Below are 23,493 nucleotides of genomic sequence, written 5' to 3'. Positions count from 1 at the left end.
CATGGAAAAATCACTTGATTACAAGGGAAGATGGCGCAATCATACGGTGGCGTTCCGAGTATCTGATGAAGAAGCAAAGCTGTTGAATGATTTGGTGGCGTTGTCGGGGCTGACAAAGCAGGACTACATCACAAGACGGCTCTTATGTCGGGACGTTGTGGTGCAGGGCAATCCGAGGGTGTATAAAGCACTGAAAAATCAGATGGCGGCAATCTATGAGGAATTGAAACGCATGGAAAGCATAAGCTCGGATAATGACGAACTGCTCTACACGTTACAGGTAATCGCAATCACATTAGACGGTCTGAAAGGGGAAGATGAATGACAAATAAAATAAAAACGACTGCTCCCGTATCATCTGTTGGCGCAGATGGGAAACAGCCGATTATGAAAAATCACACTGAAATTATAGCAAATGAAATAGCACAAATCAATCTGCAAGCCACAAATTGCCCGGAGAAATCCGGGCAGGGCGGCGGGCTTCAAACGGTTTCCATGACAGAACTGTATGATACGGTTTACCCGCCGAGAACGCCTGTTGTGGACGGCTTCCTGTATGGCGGCACTTATCTCTTTGTGGGCGCGCCGAAAGTGGGGAAATCGTTCTTTATGGGGCAGCTTGCCTATCATGTGGCAATGGGGCTTCCGCTGTGGAATTATCCCGTCCGAAAAGGGACGGTATTATACCTTGCACTGGAAGATGATTATGCAAGGCTTCAGCGGCGGCTGTCCGTCATGTTTGGTGTGGAGTGTGCGGACAATTTATTTTTTGCAACGCAGGCAAAGACACTGAATGAGGGACTGGACGGGGAGTTAGAGGGCTTTCTAAAAGAGCATAAGGACGCAAGGCTGATTATCATTGACACGCTCCAAAAAGTGCGTGAGGTCGGCGGGGACAGGTACAGTTATTCCAGTGACTATGAGATTGTGACAAAGCTGAAATCATTCAGCGATAAATATGGTGTCTGCTTGTTGGTGGTTCATCATACCCGCAAGTTGGAGTCCGAGGACAGTTTTGATATGATTTCCGGCACAAACGGACTTCTCGGTGCGGCAGACGGGGCGTTTATCATGCACAAGAAAAAGCGCACGGACAATACGGCGGTCATGGACATTGTGGGACGTGACCAGCCCGATCAAGAATTAACAATCGAATTTGACCGGGAACAATGTATTTGGAAATTTCAGAAAGCGGAAACAGAACTTTGGAAACAGCCGCCGAACCCGTTACTTGAAGCAATCAATGAATTTCTGACAGAAGAAATGCAGGAGTGGGAGGGGACGGCAACGGAACTTCTGAAACAGTTGCCGGATATGCAGTTATCGGCAAATGTGCTTTCCCGGAGATTAAATGTAGTGAACAGCCAGTTGTTGAATGACTATGGCATTTTCTACGACAACAAGCGGGGGCATGAGAGAAAAATCATTCTGAAACGGCTAGAGCAAAAATCGTAAGGTGCGACGATATGCGTCGGTTGCGACGGTATTTTTGATAGCGGGCGGTATAGAAAATATCGACTCTATCGACGCAAACCGACGCATGGGGGAGCAGTAAAGCGGCGAGTAGCCGTCCAACGTCCGCAGGACGAAAAGCCCCCGGCAGGGCGCAACGGCACTTTTGATAGAGCGTAGCCTGTCGAAAGTGCTTTTGCGTTACTTTCGGGAAAGTAACAAAGCCTTGCGCCTGTCGGCGCAGTAAAATCAATATATAGAATGTGGAGGATATGCCTATTGGAAAGAACGATTAGCGGTATGATGGGGAAAGGTTCAGTCAATCACAATACAAGAGCCTTTACAGCTAAAAATATAAATAAGGAACGTAGCCGGGATAACGTGGAATTTTGCCACTCGGATATAAAAGAAGTTTACCACAATCTTTTTGATGAAGCACTGGAACGCTACAACGCAAAACAGAAACGGAGTGACCGAAAGATTGACGATTACTATGAGAAGATACGCCGGGGAAAACAGGAGAAATTATTTTATGAAGTCATTTTTCAAATCGGCAATAAAGATGATATGAACGTGCAGAGCAATGAGGGGCAGTTGGCGAAAGAAATTTTATGCGAGTTTATGGAGCAGTTTCAGAAAAGAAATCCGAACCTTTATGTATTTTCAAGCCATTTGCATATGGACGAGCAGACACCGCATATCCACATTGATTTTGTCCCTTTTATCTGCAATAGCAAGCGTGGACTTGATACGAGAGTTTCCCTCAAGGGTGCATTGTCGGAACAGGGCTTCAAAGGCGGCACAAGGGGAATGACGGAATGGAATGAATGGATTAAAGCGGAGAAACAGGAACTTTCAAAAGTCATGGGGCGGCGTGGCGTACAGTGGAAACAGTTAGGCACACATAACAAACATTTGTCTGTACTCGATTATGAGAAGCAGGAACGGCAAAAAGAAGTTGCCGAACTGGAGCAGACAATTTCCGGCAGTAAAGAGGAATTATCTTCTATTCTTCATCAGCAGATAACGGCAGGACAGGAAACGGAACAGATACGGAAAGAGGGCGAAGCAATCCGGCAGGAAGTATCAGAACTTTCCGCTACCAATTATCTGCTCAAAGAGCAGACGGAACTACTGGCAGGAGATAAAGAAAAGCTGTTATCCGAAAATGAAAAGTTGGAGAAACAGCAGAAAAAGTTACAGCAGGAAATCAACAAAATGGTACAGTCAAAAGAGGATATGGAGCGCAACATTCACGCCTATGATGAAGATGCGAAATGGCAGTTGGCAGAGCCAGGGGCATTGATGAGCGCAAAGGCTTATCATGATAAAAAGGCTTTACCGCTTGTGGAGAAATTGAAAGAAGTGGTAAAAAATCTGACTATCAAATGCGTACAGCTTGCAGAACAAAGCAAGAAGCTGACCGCCAAAGTGGACGGACAACAGAAACAGATTAGCCGCTTGACGGATAAGGTCATGGAGCAGAGCGACACCATAGACCGATTGCAGGAAAAAGTGTCTGATTTGGGGCGTTTGGAGCGTCATTTAGGCAGAGAGCAGGTGCAGTCGATAGTGGAACGGTCAAAGGCGTTAGAACAGGCAGAAAGGGCAACTAAACGCCCCAAACGTGTTTTTGAAATGAGCCGATAGGAAAGGGGGATTGATAGATATGACCGATATGGAAAAGAAAGTTATGATACGGCTGTGTGCTAAAATTGTGGCAGATACAGACCTTTACGAAACGGATAAGGAAGTGCAAAATCTGATAGACTGGGTATGTCTTTCGGAGCAGATAAAGGAAAACAATAATACAATCCGCAATCTGACCGGGGAATATAAGAAGATAGAGCCGGATTGCCGGGAGGGAGTGCGGGCGCAGTTGGAACGCATGAAAGAACTCTGCAAAGAACGCAGCAGCCTATATGAAAAACAGAATGATTTGAAAGGGCAGAAACAGCAGATAGAGAGGGCACTGGAACGATAAAAGGTTGCCGGAGAATGACAGTGATAGAAGAAGTCATTCCCCGGCTCTTTTTACGTCAAATTTGTAGCCGACACCCAACACGGTTTTTATATAAGTCGGGTTTTTGCTGTTCGGCTCTATCTTTTTCCGTAGATTGCAAATCACGGTAGAAATGCTTGAATGACAACTATCACTGTCCATGTTCCAAACAGCTTCAAAAATTTGCGTCCGTGTGAGGACAATGCCGGGATTGGAGGCAAGGAGTACAAGGGTACTGTATTCAAGCCGGGTAAGGCTGATGTCCTTTCCGTCACGCAGTACCCGACGTTGGTGCAGTATGATTTCCAGTCCCGGAAAAGACAGAATGGAAACAGAAGAAACGTGCATAGGTTCAATCTGTATATAGTCAGAGATTGCCGATATAATTTTGTTGGTTACTTTTTCTTCCTGTTCATTAAGTGTCAGCACTAAAATTTTCCCATATGCTACCACCTCTTTCCATAGTTATCAATTATGCTGTAATTATAAGCATTGTGATAATGACAACATTTTTTTACGTTCTTTTAAAACAAGATACATAGATAAGATTGTTGCTATTACGTCACTGATTGGCTGTGCAAAAAATATACCATTTATATCGAAAAAGATTGGCAAAATAAATATAAACGGAACTAAAAACACCACTTGTCTTAATACAGTTATCAGAATAGAGGGTGTGGGGCGGTTAATGGATTGAAAGAAAGTGGTTGTCAACATGACAAATCCTAAAACCGGGGTAATGCAGAAGTTTATCCGCAGTCCCGTAATTCCGATATGGAACATTTCTTCTGTTCCACCAAATGTGGCAAGTATCTGTTTCGGAAAAAACAGTACAATAAGCCAAATAAAACAGGTAATTGATACGGAAAAGATTGTAGCCTGAAAAAGTGTCTGAATTACCCGGCTATAATTTTTTGAACCGTAATTATTTCCGATAATAGGCTGAATACCTTGACTGATACCGCTTGCGGGCATGATAACAAAAGTCATAATACTGGAAACAACGGCGTACACGCTGATTGCAATATCCCCGCCATACTTTCCTAACTGGCTGTTGTAAACAAGGCTAATGAAACCCATAGCCATTTGTGCAACAAAGAATGAGAAGCCGCAGGAAATGATTTGCAGGCAAAGCACCTTTTCTAAACGGAATATATTTTTGGAAATCGTTACTTGTGTTTTCTTTCCAAAGACAAGATATGCACCGAACAAGGCAGAAAAAATTTGTCCGATTACGGTTGCACTGGCAGCACCAACCACGCCCCAGTCAAAAATAATGATGAAAACAGCGTCCAACACAATATTTGTGACAGCACCTATTCCTGTTACACACATTCCTAAAACCGGCTTGCCGGAAACACGGACAAAATCGCAAAATAGCTGTGAAAACCCTTGAAAAAGACAACCCATTGCAACAATTCTGTAATAGGAAAGCGCAAACGGGTAAGATGTTTCCGTAACGCCAAAAAGTTTTAAAATGGGTTCGGGAAACAGAAGCAGAAAAATAGTCAGCAGTATTTCAAAAATGCAGACCAACACAAAGGCATTTCCAAAGGACTTGTTCATTTTATCTTTTTCATTCTGCCCGGAAAATAAGCTGAAAAAGGTTGAACCGCCTGCGCTGCACATTAGGGCAAACGCCATCATCATATACGACAAAGGGAAACAGACAGACAATCCGGCTAATGCGGAAGTACCGTTGAAATTGCCGACAAACATTCGGTCAACAATGTTGTAAATAGCAGTAATTAAAAGTGAAATCGCTGCCGGGATTGAGAATTTCAGTATCATAGGAAACAGCCGTCCATTTAAGTAATCTACCGATTTTTCGTTCATTTTTATAACCTCCATAGAATTTATTTAGCTTACTAAGTATATGGATAAAAAATGCCGGATAACAAATTTTAGGAAATATTATCAAGCATTTTTTCAACAACACTGAAAAAAACATCAAGGTCATTTTCTGAAATCCCCTGTGTTAATTCTTTTTCTAAGTTCAGTATATCAGCCATAACAATATCCTTGTATTGCAGAGCCTTTTCACTGACAATGATTTTTTTCCAACGTGCGTCATTTTCAGCAGCTTCACGGTAAATTAAACCATTCTGCTCCATTTTCTTTAGAAGTACTGTTGCCGTTGAGGGGCGCAGGCTGTATTCTTCTTCAATGTCTTTTTGGAAAACATCACTTGTCTGCGCCAAAAGGAAATGCAATACTTTTCCCTGTGAACCGCTGAAATTCTCTTTGCTTGAAAAAGCGTCAATTTTTCTGCGTAATTTGTTTGATAATTTACTGATATAACGTGCGGCGTGTCTGTTTTGTTTCATAAGCTGCCCTCCGATTACTTAGTAAACTAAGTATAATAAATGAAATAGGAATTGTCAAGTAGGTATTTTCTATTTTGCCTATGTAATATCCTTGTGGGAAACAGAATATAAATTTTTTTCTTAATGGTTATTTTCTACATGGTGCTAGCACCATGTAATAAGGGTGAATAAGGAAAAAAGTGTATTGTGTTACGCATTAGACGTTTTAAAAGCCTTATTTTGTGAGAGCTTTCAAACATAAAATAGACTTAGGGGGATATTTTGTACTTTAATTATCAAAAACGGCTTTTAGTGCGTAACATTTCAAAAATGGGTTGCCAAATTGTTGGGATTTGCTATAATAAATGCGTGGCAACATTTTGGCAACAGAAAATCAGCAAGCCATAATAAATGATGTAATTGAAGTAAAAATAGGTGTGTATTTGCATAAAACTTAAATAAATATAGTTAAGAATGACAAAGGACACGCCGAGTTTGAGTGATGAAAAATTTTCCATAGATTATTTTATATACTGAACACTATTTAAGTTAGTTCATTTTTCAAGATATTATTTGATTTGCATATAAATGCAAGAAAAGTTTGTTGCCATAAAAAGAGGATGGTACTAGAAATACCATATTGAAAAAGAGGGGATAAGATGGATAAAGTATGTTTTATGATCACACCTATTGGTAAAGAAGGAACGGAAGTACGCAAAAATGCAGATGAGGTTATGGAATATATTATTAGCCCAGTATGCCAAGATTTTGGATACTCTGTTGTAAGAGCAGATAAAATGGCAAATAGTGGATTAATTACAAAAGCTATTATTGAACAAATTATTTCTGCTGATTTAGTTATTGCTGATTTAACAGGAAATAACCCTAATGTATTTTATGAATTGGCTATTAGGCACTCTTATCGGAAACCAGCTATTCAAATTATAAAAGGAGACATTGAAATACCATTTGATGTATCTAACATGAGAACTATTTCGTATGACACGACTTTGAGCGGTGCAAATTTTGCTAAAAAAGAAATAGAGGCTATGTTGAATGCTATTGAGAATGGAGAAATTGTACATAATCCGGTTAGTGAGGTAAGTACTTTGTTGAATCTCTCCGAGAATAGTACAGAAGAAAATGCAGAAATCTTATCAACATTATTGTTGGAGGTGCAACAAATTCCTGATAACTTAAAAGCACTAGAAAATAATATTGAAACAAGGTTTTCACAGATGCTTTCTGCATTTATAGAGACGATAAAAAATGAACAGGTTGGGAGTTCGATTAAACCGGAGGATAGAATGTTAGAAATCTTTATGAATAAATTGATTGAGAATCCTCAAAAAGGAATGCAGAGTTTTGATGCTTTAATGAAATTGCAAGAAAAAATAGACAAATCTTCTAATGGACAAAAGTAGAGATAGATTAGTGGCAACATTTTGGCAACAGAAAATCAGTAAGCCAGAATAAATGATGTAATTGAAGTAAAAAAGGGCGTATATTTGCATAAAACTTAAATAAATATAGTTAAGAACAACAAAGAACACGCCGAATTCGAATAGCGCTCTAAAACCCGGGAAGCCAGTGTTTATGCGGCTTCCCGGGCTTTTTTTTCGCCCCGTGACATTACGGTGACATTATAATCATAGAGCCAATGTAGAGCTAGGCATTCCGGAACAGGCTGTTGCTTATTTGGAAACAGTCTGATATAATGCCTGTGAGAACACCGTGTACAGGGTGGGAGCCTCCCCAATTTCACAAGAGGGGAGGTGATGCGGATGGACACTTATCAAGTGTTGTCGCTGCTTTTTTTGAGCGACGGTTTTCTGATCGCATTACTGACCTACATAGATAGGCATAACAGGAAATAAAAAATGCCTACCCTGTCGGCAAACGGGGTAGGCGCGTCCTCATGAGGACGTAAACTGCACTCCGGAGGCTCCACCATGTGGGCGGCGGCTCTCTTTACGTTCAATATATCACATCAGACAATTTTTTTCAAGTGGCCTATAGATTTTTCATAGATGTCCCATGACTAGCGACTAAGAACTTTGAGTAGCGTAAATGAAAAAGTAGATTACGCATGTAACTTAAATTCCACACGGAAGACGTAATACAGTTTTATAGGGTCTGCCTAACCGGATAACAGTGGGGTTTCTGCTATTAACGGGTGTATTAATAAAACAACTAAAATATTTCCTGTAAGACTAATTCCATATGTCTATTGAAAGGTATATGGGGCGCGTATTCACAGATTTTTCTTTGTATTCTGATTTTTAAGCAATGCTGATGTTAATACGATCTCGTCTGCCGGTATTTCAGTCAGTCTGAAAAAACCTAAAAATGCAGCCAAATACCGAGTCCATTTACGTAATCCTCATATCAGGAAAATCTTTTAAGAATACCTGAAGATCTTTGTAAGTACGGCCTTCGTAAACAGCCCTGTTAAGAGGAGCAATCGTATGGGAAAACCGGATTTTAGTTTTTGGGGAAGATCAGGGGCCTTATAGGAAGCTTTATCCAAACGGCAGTGGTAGGTTTTTCTAACCGTGAAACAATGCTGCGAAGGGAGTGTTGCTAAACCGGGTCCTTTTCAATGATAATACGGTCGTCCAAAGTCATATGGTTTGATTCCATGTTATTGTTGCTTTACACATAAGTACCTCTTTCTACTGTGGATTGTAGGCACAAAGAATCATAAAACAATGATCTGAAAGAGTGTATGACGTATTCAGCATAAGGGTGGAATTTTATTTAAGGGAACTTTTAATAAATTAATTAAGGTAGTTGCGTATTTGGAAACGATCTGATATAATTCAATTGAGAAGTGTCAGGCTCAGAGCAGAAGATAAAGAGAATTTATACAAAAGATAAAACTGTTCTGAATCTGATGCTTTTTAATTGTATAAACATTGAAGATTCAGTCGGAAAAGGTATATACCTTTTTATGATTGCTTCATAGATACCTGGAATTAAATGAAAGTAGCAAGCTGGAAAGCATTAGTATGAAGATACCTATGTGTTCCTTTCTGAGATAATTTTGAATAACGCCTATAAAATTTTCTTTATCATCAGCGTATCGTAAAGAAATTCATTTCTACCAGAAAAATGTCTTGTTTACCGGAAAAGATGCTGATCAGCCATTCTATTTTATTCCCTATGCATAATTATAGTGTTTCAGTTTTCATAAGGATTCTCTTTCAGACGGTTACCCTTAAAAATCAACATTTGGATCAAAGCAAGCAATAAAGAGTTGAATCTGAGGCAGCAAATTAGCGTAGAGACAGGTCAAGTTTACAGTGGCCATGGATAAATGAAGAATCAATATTAACTAAGGAGCGGGACATGCTGGTAACAGATATAAGTTTATGAGAATTTTACAGAGAAATCAGCTGTAGGGCAAAGAAAAGGGGCCTGCTGAACTATGGAATGAACTTTTTATGATGAGTTCTCTGATTTAGTATGCACTATTCTAGGGGAGCAATATGGATTCAATAAAGATGGATATAAAAACCGGATGGTCAATATGGAAAAAAATAAGCGATAGCCGACAGGCATTGTTTCAGCTGAGCGCATTTGTTATCATTTCTGTGCTGTCTGTCGTTTTCGTTAAGCCAATCTACATAGAGAGAATTCATGCGTGGGCTGGTTCAAAGGAGGATACTATTTTCAATTTAATCCTCTTATTGCATCTGATGGTCACAGCCGTTGTGCTTCGACATGTGTTGAAAGATGTCTGTGAAAAAAATAAATATGTTTTTTACCAGCTTACAGTGACAAGAGGGGCAGCGTTTGTGGTAGACTTTCTCTCAAAAGTTGGCTGGTATTACTATTTTATGGTTTTCCTGTTTGTGATCATCAATACCGGAAATAGGTTTCTCTTTGCAACAGCTGCAGCAGGAACGGTGTTTTACAGCCTTTGCTTTTTACTTCATTATCATTCAGTTGAGAAAGAAGAGTATACTAAGAGAAGATGGGGCTTGTCTTCTGTCTGCCGCAAAAAAAATGGCTTTTGGAGTGTGAGTTTTTTAAGAAAACATCCTAATACGGAACTCATTGTTTCCACAATTCTGGAATTGTACAGATGCAAAAGCCTTTTACTGGGTAAGATCTGTTTTATTTTTCTATTGGTTTTTGCGGGTGCGGCGAACCGTTTTCAATCTTTGGATATCAGATTCGTTTTGGTTTTTAATACATTTTTGATCTTAATAAATGATGGATATTGGAAATTGGAGAGCAGAAATTTTTGTTATTTTTCAAGTTTAGGAATTCCCATCAAAAAGTATCTCTGTGTTCATATTGTGGGTGGGGTCTGTTTTAATGTGATGGTACCTATACTGCTGCTCATTGCATGTAAGGCAGGTTTCGCTCCTGTTCTACTCTGCTTAGTGCTTATGATTTATATGGTTATCTTCTGGTATTTCGTACAGATCTATCTTTGGCTGACTGTGGATCATGAAAGGGAGCTGATGATGACACAATGGAGCATTTTATTTTTAGTAGCTGGTATGATCCCGGTGGGGAATATTTTTGTGCTCATTTGGCTTTACAAAAAAATAAAGAAGAGGTGGTTGGGTGTATAAATGCTTATAGTGAAAAAAATTACAAAAAACTATGCAAATCAAGACGGCATTCTGGATATATCATTCACGGCTGATGAGGGGGATGTAGTTGCAGTAATTGGACCAAATGGAGCGGGGAAAAGTACTTTGCTGAAAATAATTGCAGGTGTCTTGAAAGGGGATGCTGGTTCTGTCATGCTCGGAGATTTAAATATAACAGATTTCAGCACCAGAAAATCCATAGGATATATGCCGGAGAATTATGAGCTGTCTCATAAATTGACAGTGAAAAGTTTTTTGTATATGATATCCGATTACAAGTTTGAGGGTAAATTTAAAAATGATATTGACAAGGCCATAGCAGACTTTGGTTTGGCTCAGTATATGGATAAGCCATTTGCGAAACTGTCGTTGGGAATGAAAAAGAAAACGGCAATGATTGCAGCTTTTATTGGCCGGCCTAAGCTTATTATACTGGATGAGCCAACCAATGGGGTGGATACATCTGGTATTTTAACCCTAAAAAGGTATATGAAGGCTGCGAAAGAGGAGAGCAGTATCATTGTAATATCCAGCCATATATTAGATTTTGTTGGGAGTTTAGCTGACAGCAATGTTTTCTTAAAGGACGGAAGAATCGCAGCAATCGAAAAATGCAATGAAAATCTGGAGAAAAAATATCAGCGACTGTACTTATAATATCAAAACGAGTCCTGATGGCAGAAGCATCCCCGGATATCCTATATGGGTGTCCGGGGATGCTTGTACTTGGTAGTTTGTTTATTGTTTTCGGGAACATTCAAATGCAGATGAAATTTTCGTTTAGAAGATAAATGACTTTAACAGCCAAATAAATAGCATACTAACAAAAAAGGTGATTACTGCACATGTTAAAGCAGCCAATATTTTTTGGTAAGGGCGTTTGCCATATTCTTGATTTCTTTCGATTTCATCCAAACGTTTTCCTTCTGTGAAAGCTATAATTTCTTTAAATGTCTGAATATCGTTGACCTTCTTGTATTTCTCAATTTTAAAAGCAAAATACATAGTTACTGCAAATAGTACTGCTGATATTATCAGGCCGTAATAACCTAAAAAAACGGTAAGAGGAACAACCGATACGATAAACAGCACAAGCAGGGATGTAAAAATGGCGCCGTTACGATTGAAGTTTTTTAGTTCAGCTTCACTTATTTCTTGTCTCATAATGTCTATGTCTCCTTTGACTAATTGATCAAGAGATATATGAAATATAGAACTCAGCAAAAGAAGACTGTGAATGTCAGGATAATTTTTATTGTTTTCCCAGTTAGAGATTGTTTGACGGGTGACATACACCTTTTCAGCGAGTTCTTCTTGTGATAAGTTCAGGTTGCTTCTATATTTTTTTATTTGGGTATGAAGTTCCAAGGTTTGACCTCCTTTCTTTTGCGTTACTCTTGATCTGGGTCTATCATAAGGCAGTAGGCAAAAAGATGCGATCAAAAGGCTTTTACATGCTGGAAAAGCGTATGTAAAAAGTGTTTGACATGGTAGAAATACCGGGTTTGTGGGATTGCGGTGGGGTAGTGTTCTCTTGGAAGCCAGCGAATTTGGAATGCTGGCTTCCCAACTCCTCCGAATGCTGAATGCAAGCGTTCTGCATTCAGTGACCGGCGAATGGACTTTAATGCCCACCGTTCCTATGCTGACCTCACTTAGCACGCACCGTGAAAATAATAGTGCAAGGCCTGTGCAATATATTCAGCGGCACCAGACCCATACTTCGCGTCAGTTACAGCCTTTACGAAATCCCTGGAATAGGTATCAATTATCATATCCCAATAATCATCCCCCACCTCTGAGGTATGCAGATGTTCCTGGGCGTAGGTGATGATATCATGGACAATGCGCTGGACTTCAGGGGAGGAAACGTCTTTTTCCATATGGGCAGTCAGCTCTGTGTACAGCTCATTGTTCCGCTGTAAGATTTCTCCTGTCTCACCGGACAATTTTTCTTCCATGTTTTCTGAAAAGTGTTCCAGGTTGTACTTCATAGCTTCCGTATATTTTTCAATACTGCCAAACTCTTTGATGGCAAGCTTTGCCACATTGTCTTCATCCTCTTTTATTTTGTGTATAAACAGGTCAAAGATCTCAACACTTCCCCAATGTTTAATCACATCCTCTGTGTTGTTGTTTTTAAAACATTCCAAAGCCTCTATATATTCGGTGAGATCAAATTCTTTAAAACTCATACACTCGTCCCCTTTCTCTAATCGGCCAAGCAGCTCCACAAGTCTGTCGATACGGTTGCGCTTTAACAGAAGCAGTTCTTTCTGCTTTTTAAAAGCATTTGCTTTGTCAAACTTTGGGTCTTCCAGGATATTTTTTATATCCTTGAGAGGAAAGCCCAGTTCCTTAAAAAACAGGATTTGCTGCATTTTCTGCAGTGCTTCGTCACTATATAAACGGTATCCGGACGGGGTGAGTCCGCTTGGTCTCAGCAGATCAATTTCATCATAGTATTGCAGAGTGCGTGTGCTCACGCCTGTTATCTGTGCAACCTGGCTTATTGTTTTCATGTTCATCAGTCCTTTGAATCGTGCAAAGTGCAAACGTTTACCGGTAATATTTTGAGCTCTGATTACATCATACACTATCACGTTACGTGTAAGTCAATATTTTTTTGAATATTTTGATTTTAAGAGATATTGCAGTTACTGCTCAGACCGTGAGAAAATGATTCAAGGGTGCATAAATCCCATCGCCAAAGGCGATTTTGCATGGATTTATGCATGTTACTGTGTACGTGTGAACAGTAACATATTGCATTGATCCTGCACAGAGCGTATAATGAACCAAACATACGATTAGGGAGAGGAGACAGGAACATTTATTATGAGGATATTAGTGGATGCTGATGCATGTCCCGTTGTGGAAATCACGGAACGCATAGCAAAAAAATGTGGGGTACCGGTTGTTCTGCTTTGTGACACCAACCACGTACTGCAGTCTGCCTACAGTGAAGTAAAAATCATCGGAGCCGGGGCAGACGCGGTGGATTTTGCATTAGTTGGCATGTGTCAGAGGGGAGATGTGGTGGTGACCCAGGACTATGGTGTGGCGGCCATGATATTGGGCAAGGGCGCTTATGGGATTCATCAGAGTGGGAAGTGGTATACTAATGAAAATATAGATCAAATGCTTATGGAGAGACATCTGGCAAAAAAGGCAAGGAGGGCAAATTCGAAAAATCATTTGAAGGGACCCTCAAAGCGGACAGGGAAGGATGATGAGCATTTTGCGCTCTCCCTGGAGCAGTTGATCGTAAGAGCCAGGCAAGAGTAACAGCCAGACATCACTCATTTCGTTTCTCATTGCTATGCACAGCAAATGCATGGTAAAATATAAAAAGAAGTGCCAGAAAGCTTTTGGATGCAGGGAAAGTGAGCCTGAGACTATGATCGTGTCCCAAATTAAGGTAATACAGCAGCAGGAACTGGTATTCTAGCTGATGCAGGCGGGGGAGTTGCTATAGGAGGCGATAGATATGGACGGAACAGGAATCAAACAGCAGGTAATGAGAGAAATTCAGGAGTTAGCTGAAAAATATGAGGTTAAGAGAGTCATTCTATTCGGGTCTCGTGCACGGGGAGATTTTAGAAGAACCAGTGATATTGATTTGGCAGTGGAGGGCGGAAATTTTGAGCGCTTTTCACTGGATGTAAACGAGGACACATCCACGCTCCTGGAATATGATATTGTTAACTTAGACAGAGAGGTTCAGCCTAAGCTGCGGGAATCAATTGAAAGAGACGGAAAGGTGATCTATGAAGAAATATGAAAATTTTTGTGCTGCCTTATCGAACATGAAGGAGATATACAATTATAAAGAGCCTTATGACAATGTGATTTTGACAGGCCTGGTGGGGCTATATGAGCTCTGCTTTGAGCAGTCCTGGAAAATGATGAAAGAATTGCTAGAGAATCACGGATATGAGGAAGGAGCGACCGGTTCGCCCAAAATCATTTTAAAAACAGCATTTAGTGCGGGGATGATTAAAGATGAAGAACTGTGGCTGCGAGCTCTGCAAGAACGAAACAATGTGATGCATTCCTATAATCAAAGAATTGCTCTTGAGATTGTGGCAAGGGCAAAGGCGGACTTTTATGATATGTTTTGCGCACTCAAAAAAGAAATAGAGGAGAATTGGCTGTAAAGAGATGCAATGATCCATCAGGTCTGTACCTGGGAACAATACGCAGGAAAAGAGGAGCATTTATGTACATAGCAGATTTACATATTCATTCCCGATACTCCCGGGCCACCAGCAGGGACTGTACGCCCGAATACCTAGACCTCTGGGCTAGGCGGAAGGGAATCCATATTGTGGGAAGCGGAGATTTTACACATCCGGCCTGGCGGGAGGAGCTGAAGGAAAAGCTGGAGCCCGCGGAGGACGGTCTTTATACGTTAAAAGAGGAGTTTCGTATAAAGGACGATACTGTAGCGGACACGCTGACACCCCGGTTTGTCATTACCGGAGAGATCAGTTCCATATACAAGAAAAATGGGCGGGTGCGCAAAGTGCACAGCCTGATTTTGCTGCCGGGACTTGAACAGGCACGGCTGCTTGCAGAAAAACTGGCGGCCATTGGCAACCTTCACTCGGACGGGCGGCCCATACTGGGGCTGGACTGCCATGATTTGCTGGAGATTGCCCTGGAGCTCTGCCCGGAGGCAGTCTATGTCCCGGCTCACATCTGGACGCCTCATTTTTCTTTGTTTGGAGCATTTTCCGGCTTTGACACAGTGGAGGAGTGCTTTGGAGACCTTTCATCCCATATTCACGCCATGGAAACCGGTCTTTCCTCAGATCCGCCTATGAACTGGAGGGTATCCGCTCTGGACAAGTATCAGCTGATTTCCAACTCGGATGCCCACTCCCCCGCAAAACTGGGGAGGGAGGCGAATCTTCTGGATATTGAACTGTCCTATGACGGGCTGAGGAGAGCGGTCCAGGAGGGACATGGACTTGCAGGTACTATTGAATTTTTCCCGGAGGAGGGAAAGTACCACTTTGACGGACACAGGAAGTGTAGTCTGTGTCTGACACCATCGGAGACAGAAAAGTTTAATGGAATCTGCCCGGTCTGCGGAAAAAAGATAACCATCGGAGTCTCCCACCGTGTGGAGCAGCTGGCTGACCGGCCGGAGGGCTTTGTGCGGGAAAATGCTAAGTGGTTTGAGAGTATGGTTCCTCTTCCGGAGGTGATTGGAGCCTCAGTGGGTCACTCTGCGGCCAGTGCGAAGGTGCAGAGGGAGTATCTGAATATGCTCTGCCATCTGGGGCCGGAGTTTGCCATTTTAAGGGACATTCCTTTAGAGGAGATACGCAGTCTGTCCGGGCAGCTGATTTCAGAGGGGATTGGGCGTCTGAGAGAGGGAAAGGTGGAGCGGATTCCGGGGTTTGACGGGGAATATGGGACAGTGAAACTGTTTGAGTCTGAGGAAATTGAAAATACAGACGGGCAGATGAACTTTTTAGACCTCTTAGGTGTTCCGGCGAAGCAGGGCGGGGACTCTGTGACAGAAGCGGGGAAAGAACAACCAAAGACTGCGGCAGCCAGGAAGATGGACGGTTGTTTGAATCACAGCAAAGGAGCAGAGGTGATGCCAGGGGATCTCCCGGAGGAAGTTACCACCGCAGATGCGAAAGACAAAGCGTCCACCGCAGCCGCGAAAGAGGAGGCTGCTCCCGCAGATGTCTTAAACAGGGAGCAGGAGCAGGCTGTCCGCTCCACATCCAGAAGAATTGCGGTGATTGCGGGGCCTGGAACTGGAAAGACCAAGACGCTGATCTCCCATATCCTGTATCTGTTGGAGCATAGGAAAGTAAAGCCCTCCCAGATCACTGCTGTGACCTTTACCAACCAGGCGGCAGCGGAGATGAAAGAGCGCCTGCAGAGGCAGTTGGGAAAAAGACGCCAGCTGCGCACCATGCAGATTGGAACATTCCATGCCATCTGCCTCTCATTTCTGCAGGGGCAGGGACTTTCCTTTACCTTAATAGATGAGATGAGGGCAAAGGAGTTTGCCCTGGAGGCAGCAGCTCAGTTTGGAGTGGAGTGCAGGCCGGGACAGTTTTTGGAAAAGGTCTCACTTTGGAAGTCAAGGGTGCTGTGCAAGGTGGAGAAACAGTGGCAGGATGCCTTTGCATATTATCAGGAGTCGCTCAGGGACAGAGGCCTGCTGGATTTTGACGACCTGATGTTGGACACTCTGGGGCTTATTGAGACAGGGGATGCGCAGAAGGGCTGGGAGAAACACTTTTCTTATCTTCTGGTGGATGAGTTTCAGGATATCAATCCTCTTCAATATAGTCTGATGCGCGCATGGAACTTACAGGGCAGGGAACTGTTTGTGATCGGGGACCCGGATCAGTCCATCTATGGATTCAGGGGGGCGGATGCCCGGTGCTTTGCCAGGATGAAGCAGGAGTATGAGGATATGGAGACCATTTCGCTGGTGGATAATTACCGGTCCTCGCCGCAGATCCTGGCGGCTGCCACGGAAGTGATTTCACGCAATCCGGGGGATGAGCGCATTCTGAAACCTAATCGCAGGGATAATGTGCCGGTGCGGCTGGTAAAGGCGGGAAGTGAGATGGGAGAGGCAATATTTGTATCCAAAGAGATCAACCGTCTGACAGGAGGAATCGGAATGCTGGAGGCCCATGAGATGTCGGGCCGGGTGGATGCAGACAGGATCAGAGGGTTTGAGGATATTGCAGTGCTATACCGGACCCATAAAGAGGCTAAGATGCTTGAAAAGTGTCTGAAAAAAGAAGGCATTCCCTATGTGGTTGCGGGAAGAGAGGATTTTCTTAGAGAGGACAAGGTAAGGGGGTGCATCTGCTTCTTTAAGAGCCTGTTGGACGAGCAGGATTCGCTGGCAAGGGAGCAGTGTCAGAAACTGCTCTGGGATCTGCAGAGCAATGCCATTTCAGACAGTGTCTTTGAGAATTTGGCAGAGAAATACCGGCCTCTCTGTGCCCGGAAAAAACCGGAGAAGATTTTGAAAACGTGGATGGAGGAGATGCACCTTGAAGAAAATGAGAGTATGAGAAAGCTTTTGGGCATGACTCTGTTTCATAAAAACATGGCGGAGTTTCTACAGGCCCTGAGTTTGGGAGTGGAGAGTGACCTGAAGCGCTGCGGGGATAAGCAGTATGCCTCCGATGCCGTCACACTTATGACCCTGCACGGCTCAAAGGGGCTGGAGTTTCCGGTTACTATCATCTACGGCGTGCGAAAGGGCGCAATTCCATTTGAAAATGAGTACCACACAGCAGACACAGAGGAAGAGCGCAGGCTCTTCTATGTGGGGATGACAAGGGCCAGGGAGGAACTGATTCTGACGACCTCAGGGGAAGAATCGGAGTTTGTGTCCGGCCTGCCGGAAGCCATGCTGACAATTGAGAAAGCGGATAAGCGCAAGAGAGAGATCAGCTACAGCCAACTGAGTTTGTTCTGATATATAGAAAAAGATACTTGACAATAGAGCGTATATGTGCATATAATAAAACATACTAATGGTATGTAAGGGGAATACAATGGCGAGAAACAAATATCCGGAAGAAACGAAAAATAAGATTATAGACACTGCGGCAAAACTGTTTATAGAAAATGGTTATGAACATACCTCCATCCAGGACATCATTGACCACCTGGGTGGGTTGAGCAAAGGAGCGATCTATCACCACTTTAAATCAAAGGAAGAGATCATGTGGGCAGTTGCGGACCGGATGTATGAGGGATCTGAGTACACTCTGGAGAAAGTGGCCAGGCGCATGGACTTAAACGGAGCAGAAAAATTAAAAGAGATCTTCCGAACATCTCTGAACTCTACAGGGCAGACGGATATCTTCAGTGCGGCTCCGGATATGCTAAAGAATCCCCAGCTCCTTGTCCGTTACTTGGAAGAATGTGTGCAGAAAGATGCCCCGGATGTACTGAGGCCGATATTGGAGGAGGGGATTGCCGACGGCTCCATCCAGACAGCTTACCCAAAAGAGCTGGCGGAGGTGTTGCTGCTGATCGGAAATTTTTGGCTGAATCCCATGATCTATCACTGCAGTACGGAAGAACTGGTGAGCAAATTGAAGTTTTTTCAGCATCTGACACAGCTTTTTGGGCTGGATATCATTGATGAAGGCATGATAGGACAGATGCAGAAGTATTCAAAGGCCTATGAAAAAAACAGGAGAGGCGAATAGCCGGCAGGAAAGTAGACTGCTCTGCCTGTGCAGGGCAGCTTATTTTATAATTAAATACATACCGACGTTTGGTATTGAAAGGAGTTTTTATGGAAGCTTTGGAAGGAATGAAACAAAAGATGGGGGAGAGGGAAGGAGGAATCAGGGACTTTCTGTTAGTGTTGATCGGGCAGATTATTTCCCTGTTCGGGAACTCGGTGATGAGGTTTGCGCTGCCGCTTCATCTGCTGAATGTGACAGGGTCGCCGGCGTTATTGGGATTGGTGTCCGGTTGCGCTTTCCTGCCCATAGCGGTGATGTCCCCAGTGGGCGGAATCATTGCGGATAGGGTGAATAAGCGGAACGTGATGGTGGTTCTGGATTTTTTGACAGCGGGATTGGTGAGCGGATTTGTTCTGCTGTACGGAAGGATGAGCCTGGTGACAATAATTTTGGTGATGCTGTTTTTGCTGTATGGTATCTCCGGGGCTTATCAGCCCTCTGTGCAGTCCAGCATTCCCCTGCTTGTTCCCGAGAATAAGGTTATGAAGGCCAATGCGGCTATCAATATGGTATCTTCCATGTCTGCTCTGATGGGGCCGGCCCTTGGGGGAATCGCTTACAATATCTGGGGGATTTTGCCTGTGCTCTACACTTGCATCGGTTGTTTCCTCTTTTCCGCAATAATGGAGATTTTTATCCATATCCCGTTTGAGAGGCGAAAGAGATCCGTTTCCATGTTGAGGGAGACAGCGGCTGATTTGAAACTGAGTGTCCGCTACATTGTCAGGGAAAAGAAGGAGATTGGAAAACTGACGGTCTGCTGTGCCTTTGTAAACTTGGCTATGACAGCCCTGATGATCATAGGGCTTCCGGTTATTGTGATGCAGACCCTGGAGTTCCCGGGAGGAAATGCTTCACAGATGTACGGTTTCCTGCAGGCAATCCTGGCTGCGGGAGGTCTGATAGGGGGCTTGGGAGCCGGGTTATTCAGCGAAAAGCTGAAGATTCGTTCCAACTGGAAGCTGCTTCTGGCATGCGGGATTCTCCTCATCCCCATGGGAGTGGTGCTGCTCTTAAACAGTCCAGCCTATATCGCATATTCTGTGCTGGCAGCAGCGGGGATGGGAATTATGGCCCTTGCCTCCATATATACCATTCAGGTTATGTCCTATATTCAGATCACAGTTCCAAGAGAGCTGGTGGGCAAGGTGATTGCCTGGATCATCGCCATCTCTACGTGTACACAGCCCATTGGCCAGGTCATATATGGCGTTCTGTTTGAAGAAATGGCCGGATACTTGTGGCTAATCTTTTTTGCCGGCGCACTGCTTTCCTTGTGCATTGTGTTCTACAGCAGGAAGATTTCAGAGCAGCTCTAAATCAGTGCCTATGTGTCTAAAGTCCCCCTCTGCGGGCCGCGAAAAGCGGCACAGGAGGGGGATCTGCATTTTCAGGGGAAGTGCATTATTTTTCCTCTTTCAATCCTATATAGATATGAATCTCAGCCTCATCCATACTGCTATTCTGATATTCCTCAAAATCACAGACGAACGAGCGGGGAAGATCCATCTCCCAGAGCTGCTGCCAGAATCCGGCTACAGCCTGGTGCATATCTCCCTTGACGATGAATTTGGCATACCGGCCTGCAGGGATCGTGTGAATCACAGCCCCCTGTGGTATACTGCCCGGTTCGGAAACCTCACAGGCAACCATAGCTGTGTAATCTCCCTTTTCATCATCGGCATAATCCGTATAGATGCCCAGAGCCTTAGAGGTCTTTTTGTTTGGAATTGACGCGTAGATACCATCTTCATAAAAATGCTTCCACAATCCTCCAATCACATTTCCCATATCTGGGGACTGGTTATTAGTTCTGGCAGATAGACCTGCAATTGTGGATACATCCCTGTTTACAATTTCATAATTCATATGTCTGTTCTCTCTTTCTTTTATTCCCGCGAGCAGCGAGGCAAGCAGCCGTACTTGCGGGGGGGGTTGACACATGGAGTTGTCTGCGCTGGCAGACAGGTCCATTTCCTGTATCATAGCACGCATAACAGGACACCTGTGTGTCCTGTTAAAAATAAAAGTAGAATGTTAGAGGGGAATGAGCTATAGTATAAATAGAGTATTTGGAAAAGCATAGCCGGAAGCGGTATGATTACGTGGAAAGGAGAAAAAATGGAAGAGACAAGACGTGAAGTGGAAAGTGTAATCAATGAGGAGAGTGGGGAACCCTTGTCAAAATTGCCGAATATCGGCAAGGTACTGGAGGAACAGCTGAGGCAGGCGGGTATAACAAATACGGAGCTGCTTCGGAAAATGGGGAGTCAGCAGGCATGGCTGAAGATTAGGGAGAACGACAGCACAGTTTGCCTTCACTGCCTCTATGCACTGGAGGGGGCGGTGCAGGGAATCAAGAAGGCACTGCTGGCGAAGGAGAAAAAAGAAGAGCTCAGAGAGTTTTTTCAGTCAGTGACTCGGGAGAGCTAGGGCCAGAGAGGCAAAAAGCTTCAGTTAAACGGGAAGAGGGGAAACTACATGCAGAAAATTTTCACAAATTATATTAGCTTTGTAGTGACAGTTGCACTGCTGACGATCCTGGCCCTCAACTGGGTGCTCCTTCAGAACAGCACCAGAGAGCAGATGGTGGAAAATTCAGTGCTGAAGCTGGAGCAGATCGCCAGGACACTGGAAAGCAATGAGGTGGAGCTTGAAAATCTGAAGGAGAGCCTTGATGAAGACTACCTGACAAGGGCTTACGCATTTGCATATATTATTCAGCAGAATCCGGGTGTTTTGGACAGCCAGCAGGAATTGGAACAGGTAGCCAAGCTATTAAATGTGGACGAGCTGCATGTGATTGATGAGAAGGGTATCCTGTTTGCAGGCAGTATACCCAAGTATTTTGGTATGGACTTTCGTGATACGGATCAGACAAGGGAATTTTTAAGTATACTGGATGACCCGGAGTCCTATCTGGTACAAGATATCCGCCCAAACGGCTATGAGCAGAAGGTTTTTCAGTACATTGGGGTTGCAAGGAAGGATCAAAAGGGAATTGTACAGGTGGGGATGGCTCCGGACAGGATGCTGGAAGCCCAAAAGAGAAACCAGCTGGATTACATATTATCCAGGATGCCTGTGGATTCGGGCAGCCTTCTGTTTGCCATTGGCAGTGGGGAGGAAACCGCATTGGTAAATACAGATCAGGGGCAGGAGGAAAAAAGGATAGAGGACCTGGGCTTAAAACAGGATAGGCTGGCGGAATTTTATAACGGCAAATTTGGCAGGTACGAGGATGAGCGGGTATACTATGTAATCCGCAGGTATGGGGATTTGCTGCTGGGGGTGGGGCAGACGGAGAAAGGCCTGTATGCTGCTGCTGTCAGCCAGACCATGTTGACTGCCATATTTCTGCTCTTGACCTGCCTGATTGTAATTTGGGTGTTGAATCGGCTGCTCAAGCGACAGATTGTAGATGGGATACATACCATCTCAGATAAACTGTCTGAGATAACAGAGGGCAATCTGAATACAGTGGTTCAGGTGGAGAGCAATCCAGAATTTAAGCAGCTGAGCCTGGGAATTAACAAGATGGTCCAGGGGATTCTGGATGCTACTGTGAGGGTGTCTGAGGTCATTGATATGGTGGATATGCCCATAGGCGTCTTCGAGATCGGAAAGGAGTCGCGCCAGGTGATGGCCACGGATAGGCTTCGGACGGTACTGGGATGGACGGAGGAAGAGGCCTTGCAGTATACTGCTGACAGGGAATTGTTTTGGGAAAAGCTGCAGCAGATCATGGGCAGCCCCATGGAGGGGGAGAACGATATCTTTTGTATACACGCAACACCTAAGCGCTGGGTTCGGATCAGAATAAAAGAGGATAACGGCAGCGTGTTCGGGGTGGCGGCGGATGTGACAGAGGAGACCAGGGAAAAGATCCGGATAGAGCATGAACGGGACTATGACTCACTGACCGGACTCTGTAATATTGATATCTTTAAAAAAGAGGTGGAGAGCATACTGCAGCAGGGGACTTTGGGATATGCGGCGATGGTCATGATGGATCTGGACAATTTTAAAAGGATCAACGATAAATACGGTCATGACTGTGGGGACGAATATCTGAGAAAATTTTCGCAGATGCTCCGTCAGTACCATCATGAGCATGGTATCACGGCGAGAAGATCCGGGGATGAATTTTGTCTGTTTCTGCACCACTACGGGTCAAAGGCCCAGATCGCAAACTGCATGGAGGAGTTTTTCGGCAGGCTAAAAGACAGTAAGATGGAGTTCCCCGACGGCAGTGTGCAGGAGATCCGGATTTCAGCAGGACTGGCTTGGTATGGGGAACAGATGCATGCCTACGGGACACTCATGAAAGCTGCAGATTATGCGCTCTATGATGCCAAGAATAGCGGAAAAGCGATGTTAAAACAGTATTCTCTGGAGTGAAAAATGTGACAAAAATATACATAATTTGATAAATTTAGTTAATTGACGGAATGTTTTTGAAGTGGTTGACATTACGGGATTTGAAGGATATAATGAGAAAAAGAGTGTGCATTTTAGATGCTGACGGAAATTGTGAGATAACACAGTGTGTCTAAAATGTTGAAGAGCCGACCGTCTGGGCAGCATTTGTATTTACAAATGTTGTCCTTTTTTATATCATAGGAAAATCCTTCGGAATTCCCTATGATATAAAAAGCCCTCCGGGCGGGATCGCACTGCGGCGGAAAGGAATCATGTCGCTAAAGCGACCCGCCGCAGGCGGAGAATCCCGCGAGCGGGATTCTTTTTCATTACATCGGAAAGCCCTGCTTTGCATACTATTACACTAAGCTGGAAAACGCCTTGTTAAGTGTAATATGTGTCCGGGCGGGATGCGCGCCCTGTTCATTCTTTATATTTTA

General features: G+C 43.7%; 22 protein-coding genes and 1 riboswitch. Of the genes, 16 read left to right on the top strand and 6 right to left on the bottom strand.

Translation table 11 applies throughout. The features are described from left to right. Position 1: 1 nt before the first annotated feature. The 4 genes from AC0THY_RS19960 to AC0THY_RS19945 all read left to right on the top strand — a co-directional run bounded on the left by AC0THY_RS19960 (position 2) and on the right by AC0THY_RS19945 (position 3,436). The gene (locus AC0THY_RS19960) at positions 2 to 325 is read left to right on the top strand and encodes a plasmid mobilization protein (protein ID WP_489992338.1); all 324 of its coding nucleotides are present in this window, start codon (positions 2 to 4) and stop codon (positions 323 to 325) included. Further along, positions 322 to 1,455, top strand: coding sequence for an AAA family ATPase (locus tag AC0THY_RS19955; protein ID WP_489992337.1), 1,134 nt, complete (start codon positions 322 to 324; stop codon positions 1,453 to 1,455). The genes AC0THY_RS19960 and AC0THY_RS19955 overlap by 4 nt, the downstream gene beginning before the upstream one ends. Before the next feature lie 276 nt (positions 1,456 to 1,731). After that, positions 1,732 to 3,102 carry a plasmid recombination protein gene (locus AC0THY_RS19950; protein ID WP_489992336.1) on the top strand — a complete coding sequence of 457 codons (1,371 nt, stop codon included), beginning with the start codon at positions 1,732 to 1,734 and terminating at the stop codon, positions 3,100 to 3,102. Between the two features lie 19 nt (positions 3,103 to 3,121). Then, a complete protein-coding gene (locus AC0THY_RS19945; protein WP_489992335.1) occupies positions 3,122 to 3,436 on the top strand; it encodes a hypothetical protein in 315 nt (104 codons plus the stop codon). Between the two features lie 33 nt (positions 3,437 to 3,469). Here the strand turns inward: AC0THY_RS19945 and AC0THY_RS19940 are convergent, their stop codons facing one another. The 3 genes from AC0THY_RS19940 to AC0THY_RS19930 form a co-directional block, all read right to left on the bottom strand. After that, positions 3,470 to 3,883, bottom strand: coding sequence for a winged helix-turn-helix domain-containing protein (locus AC0THY_RS19940; RefSeq protein ID WP_489992334.1), 414 nt, complete (start codon positions 3,881 to 3,883; stop codon positions 3,470 to 3,472). Positions 3,884 to 3,937: 54 nt separating this feature from the next. Next, positions 3,938 to 5,290, bottom strand: a complete 1,353-nt coding sequence (locus AC0THY_RS19935) for an MATE family efflux transporter (RefSeq protein WP_489992333.1) — start codon at positions 5,288 to 5,290, stop codon at positions 3,938 to 3,940. Positions 5,291 to 5,358: 68 nt separating this feature from the next. After that, positions 5,359 to 5,781 carry a MarR family winged helix-turn-helix transcriptional regulator gene (locus AC0THY_RS19930; RefSeq protein WP_489992332.1) on the bottom strand — a complete coding sequence of 141 codons (423 nt, stop codon included), beginning with the start codon at positions 5,779 to 5,781 and terminating at the stop codon, positions 5,359 to 5,361. A 638-nt stretch (positions 5,782 to 6,419) separates the two neighbouring features. Between AC0THY_RS19930 and AC0THY_RS19925 the strand changes: the two genes are divergently transcribed. The 4 genes from AC0THY_RS19925 to AC0THY_RS19910 all read left to right on the top strand — a co-directional run bounded on the left by AC0THY_RS19925 (position 6,420) and on the right by AC0THY_RS19910 (position 11,027). Next, positions 6,420 to 7,184: a hypothetical protein gene (locus AC0THY_RS19925; RefSeq protein ID WP_489992331.1), complete on the top strand. Its 765-nt coding sequence runs from the start codon at positions 6,420 to 6,422 to the stop codon at positions 7,182 to 7,184. A 354-nt stretch (positions 7,185 to 7,538) separates the two neighbouring features. Next, positions 7,539 to 7,637, top strand: coding sequence for a putative holin-like toxin (locus tag AC0THY_RS19920; RefSeq protein WP_489992330.1), 99 nt, complete (start codon positions 7,539 to 7,541; stop codon positions 7,635 to 7,637). 1,614 nt (positions 7,638 to 9,251) lie between these two features. Further along, on the top strand, positions 9,252 to 10,349 hold the full coding sequence (locus AC0THY_RS19915; RefSeq protein WP_489992329.1) for a hypothetical protein: 1,098 nt from the start codon (positions 9,252 to 9,254) through the stop codon (positions 10,347 to 10,349). Continuing rightward, positions 10,350 to 11,027 carry an ATP-binding cassette domain-containing protein gene (locus AC0THY_RS19910; RefSeq protein ID WP_489992328.1) on the top strand — a complete coding sequence of 226 codons (678 nt, stop codon included), beginning with the start codon at positions 10,350 to 10,352 and terminating at the stop codon, positions 11,025 to 11,027. It abuts the gene before it with no gap. Positions 11,028 to 11,150: 123 nt separating this feature from the next. Here AC0THY_RS19910 and AC0THY_RS19905 read toward each other — a convergent pair whose 3' ends face one another. Together AC0THY_RS19905 and AC0THY_RS19900 are read right to left on the bottom strand one after the other, a co-directional pair. Then, positions 11,151 to 11,738 (bottom strand): helix-turn-helix domain-containing protein, encoded by a 588-nt coding sequence (locus AC0THY_RS19905; RefSeq protein ID WP_489992327.1) that lies wholly within the window; start codon positions 11,736 to 11,738, stop codon positions 11,151 to 11,153. Between the two features lie 287 nt (positions 11,739 to 12,025). Then, positions 12,026 to 12,892: a MerR family transcriptional regulator gene (locus AC0THY_RS19900; protein ID WP_489992326.1), complete on the bottom strand. Its 867-nt coding sequence runs from the start codon at positions 12,890 to 12,892 to the stop codon at positions 12,026 to 12,028. Positions 12,893 to 13,208: 316 nt separating this feature from the next. On the opposite strand from AC0THY_RS19900, the gene AC0THY_RS19895 reads away from it, so the two are divergent. From AC0THY_RS19895 to AC0THY_RS19870, 6 genes are all read left to right on the top strand, one after another. After that, entirely contained in the window at positions 13,209 to 13,658 is a 450-nt protein-coding gene (locus tag AC0THY_RS19895) for a YaiI/YqxD family protein (RefSeq protein ID WP_489992325.1), read from the top strand. Between the two features lie 202 nt (positions 13,659 to 13,860). Further along, positions 13,861 to 14,154: a nucleotidyltransferase family protein gene (locus AC0THY_RS19890; RefSeq protein ID WP_489992324.1), complete on the top strand. Its 294-nt coding sequence runs from the start codon at positions 13,861 to 13,863 to the stop codon at positions 14,152 to 14,154. After that, positions 14,141 to 14,530 carry an HI0074 family nucleotidyltransferase substrate-binding subunit gene (locus AC0THY_RS19885; RefSeq protein ID WP_489992323.1) on the top strand — a complete coding sequence of 130 codons (390 nt, stop codon included), beginning with the start codon at positions 14,141 to 14,143 and terminating at the stop codon, positions 14,528 to 14,530. Before AC0THY_RS19890 ends, AC0THY_RS19885 begins: the two co-directional genes overlap by 14 nt. A 62-nt stretch (positions 14,531 to 14,592) precedes the next feature. After that, complete coding sequence (locus AC0THY_RS19880; RefSeq protein WP_489992322.1) at positions 14,593 to 17,847, top strand: UvrD-helicase domain-containing protein; 3,255 nt, start codon at positions 14,593 to 14,595, stop codon at positions 17,845 to 17,847. 79 nt (positions 17,848 to 17,926) lie between these two features. After that, positions 17,927 to 18,589, top strand: a complete 663-nt coding sequence (locus tag AC0THY_RS19875; protein WP_489992321.1) for a TetR/AcrR family transcriptional regulator — start codon at positions 17,927 to 17,929, stop codon at positions 18,587 to 18,589. 89 nt (positions 18,590 to 18,678) lie between these two features. Continuing rightward, positions 18,679 to 19,950 carry an MFS transporter gene (locus AC0THY_RS19870; protein ID WP_489992320.1) on the top strand — a complete coding sequence of 424 codons (1,272 nt, stop codon included), beginning with the start codon at positions 18,679 to 18,681 and terminating at the stop codon, positions 19,948 to 19,950. Between the two features lie 85 nt (positions 19,951 to 20,035). Here the strand turns inward: AC0THY_RS19870 and AC0THY_RS19865 are convergent, their stop codons facing one another. Continuing rightward, entirely contained in the window at positions 20,036 to 20,500 is a 465-nt protein-coding gene (locus tag AC0THY_RS19865) for a GyrI-like domain-containing protein (protein WP_489992319.1), read from the bottom strand. Positions 20,501 to 20,752: 252 nt separating this feature from the next. Here AC0THY_RS19865 and AC0THY_RS19860 point away from each other — a divergent pair, with 252 nt between their 5' ends. Beyond that, the gene (locus AC0THY_RS19860; protein WP_489992318.1) at positions 20,753 to 21,064 is read left to right on the top strand and encodes a TfoX/Sxy family protein; all 312 of its coding nucleotides are present in this window, start codon (positions 20,753 to 20,755) and stop codon (positions 21,062 to 21,064) included. A 48-nt stretch (positions 21,065 to 21,112) separates the two neighbouring features. Next, positions 21,113 to 23,032 (top strand): GGDEF domain-containing protein, encoded by a 1,920-nt coding sequence (locus AC0THY_RS19855; protein ID WP_489992317.1) that lies wholly within the window; start codon positions 21,113 to 21,115, stop codon positions 23,030 to 23,032. A 106-nt stretch (positions 23,033 to 23,138) separates the two neighbouring features. Further along, positions 23,139 to 23,220: riboswitch (ZMP/ZTP riboswitch) on the top strand. Positions 23,221 to 23,493: the final 273 nt, after the last annotated feature.

Source organism: Ruminococcus sp. 8Y-12 (assembly GCF_058119865.1).
The sequence above is the reverse complement of the archived record's forward strand: the minus strand, read 5'-3'. Positions and strand labels throughout refer to the sequence as shown.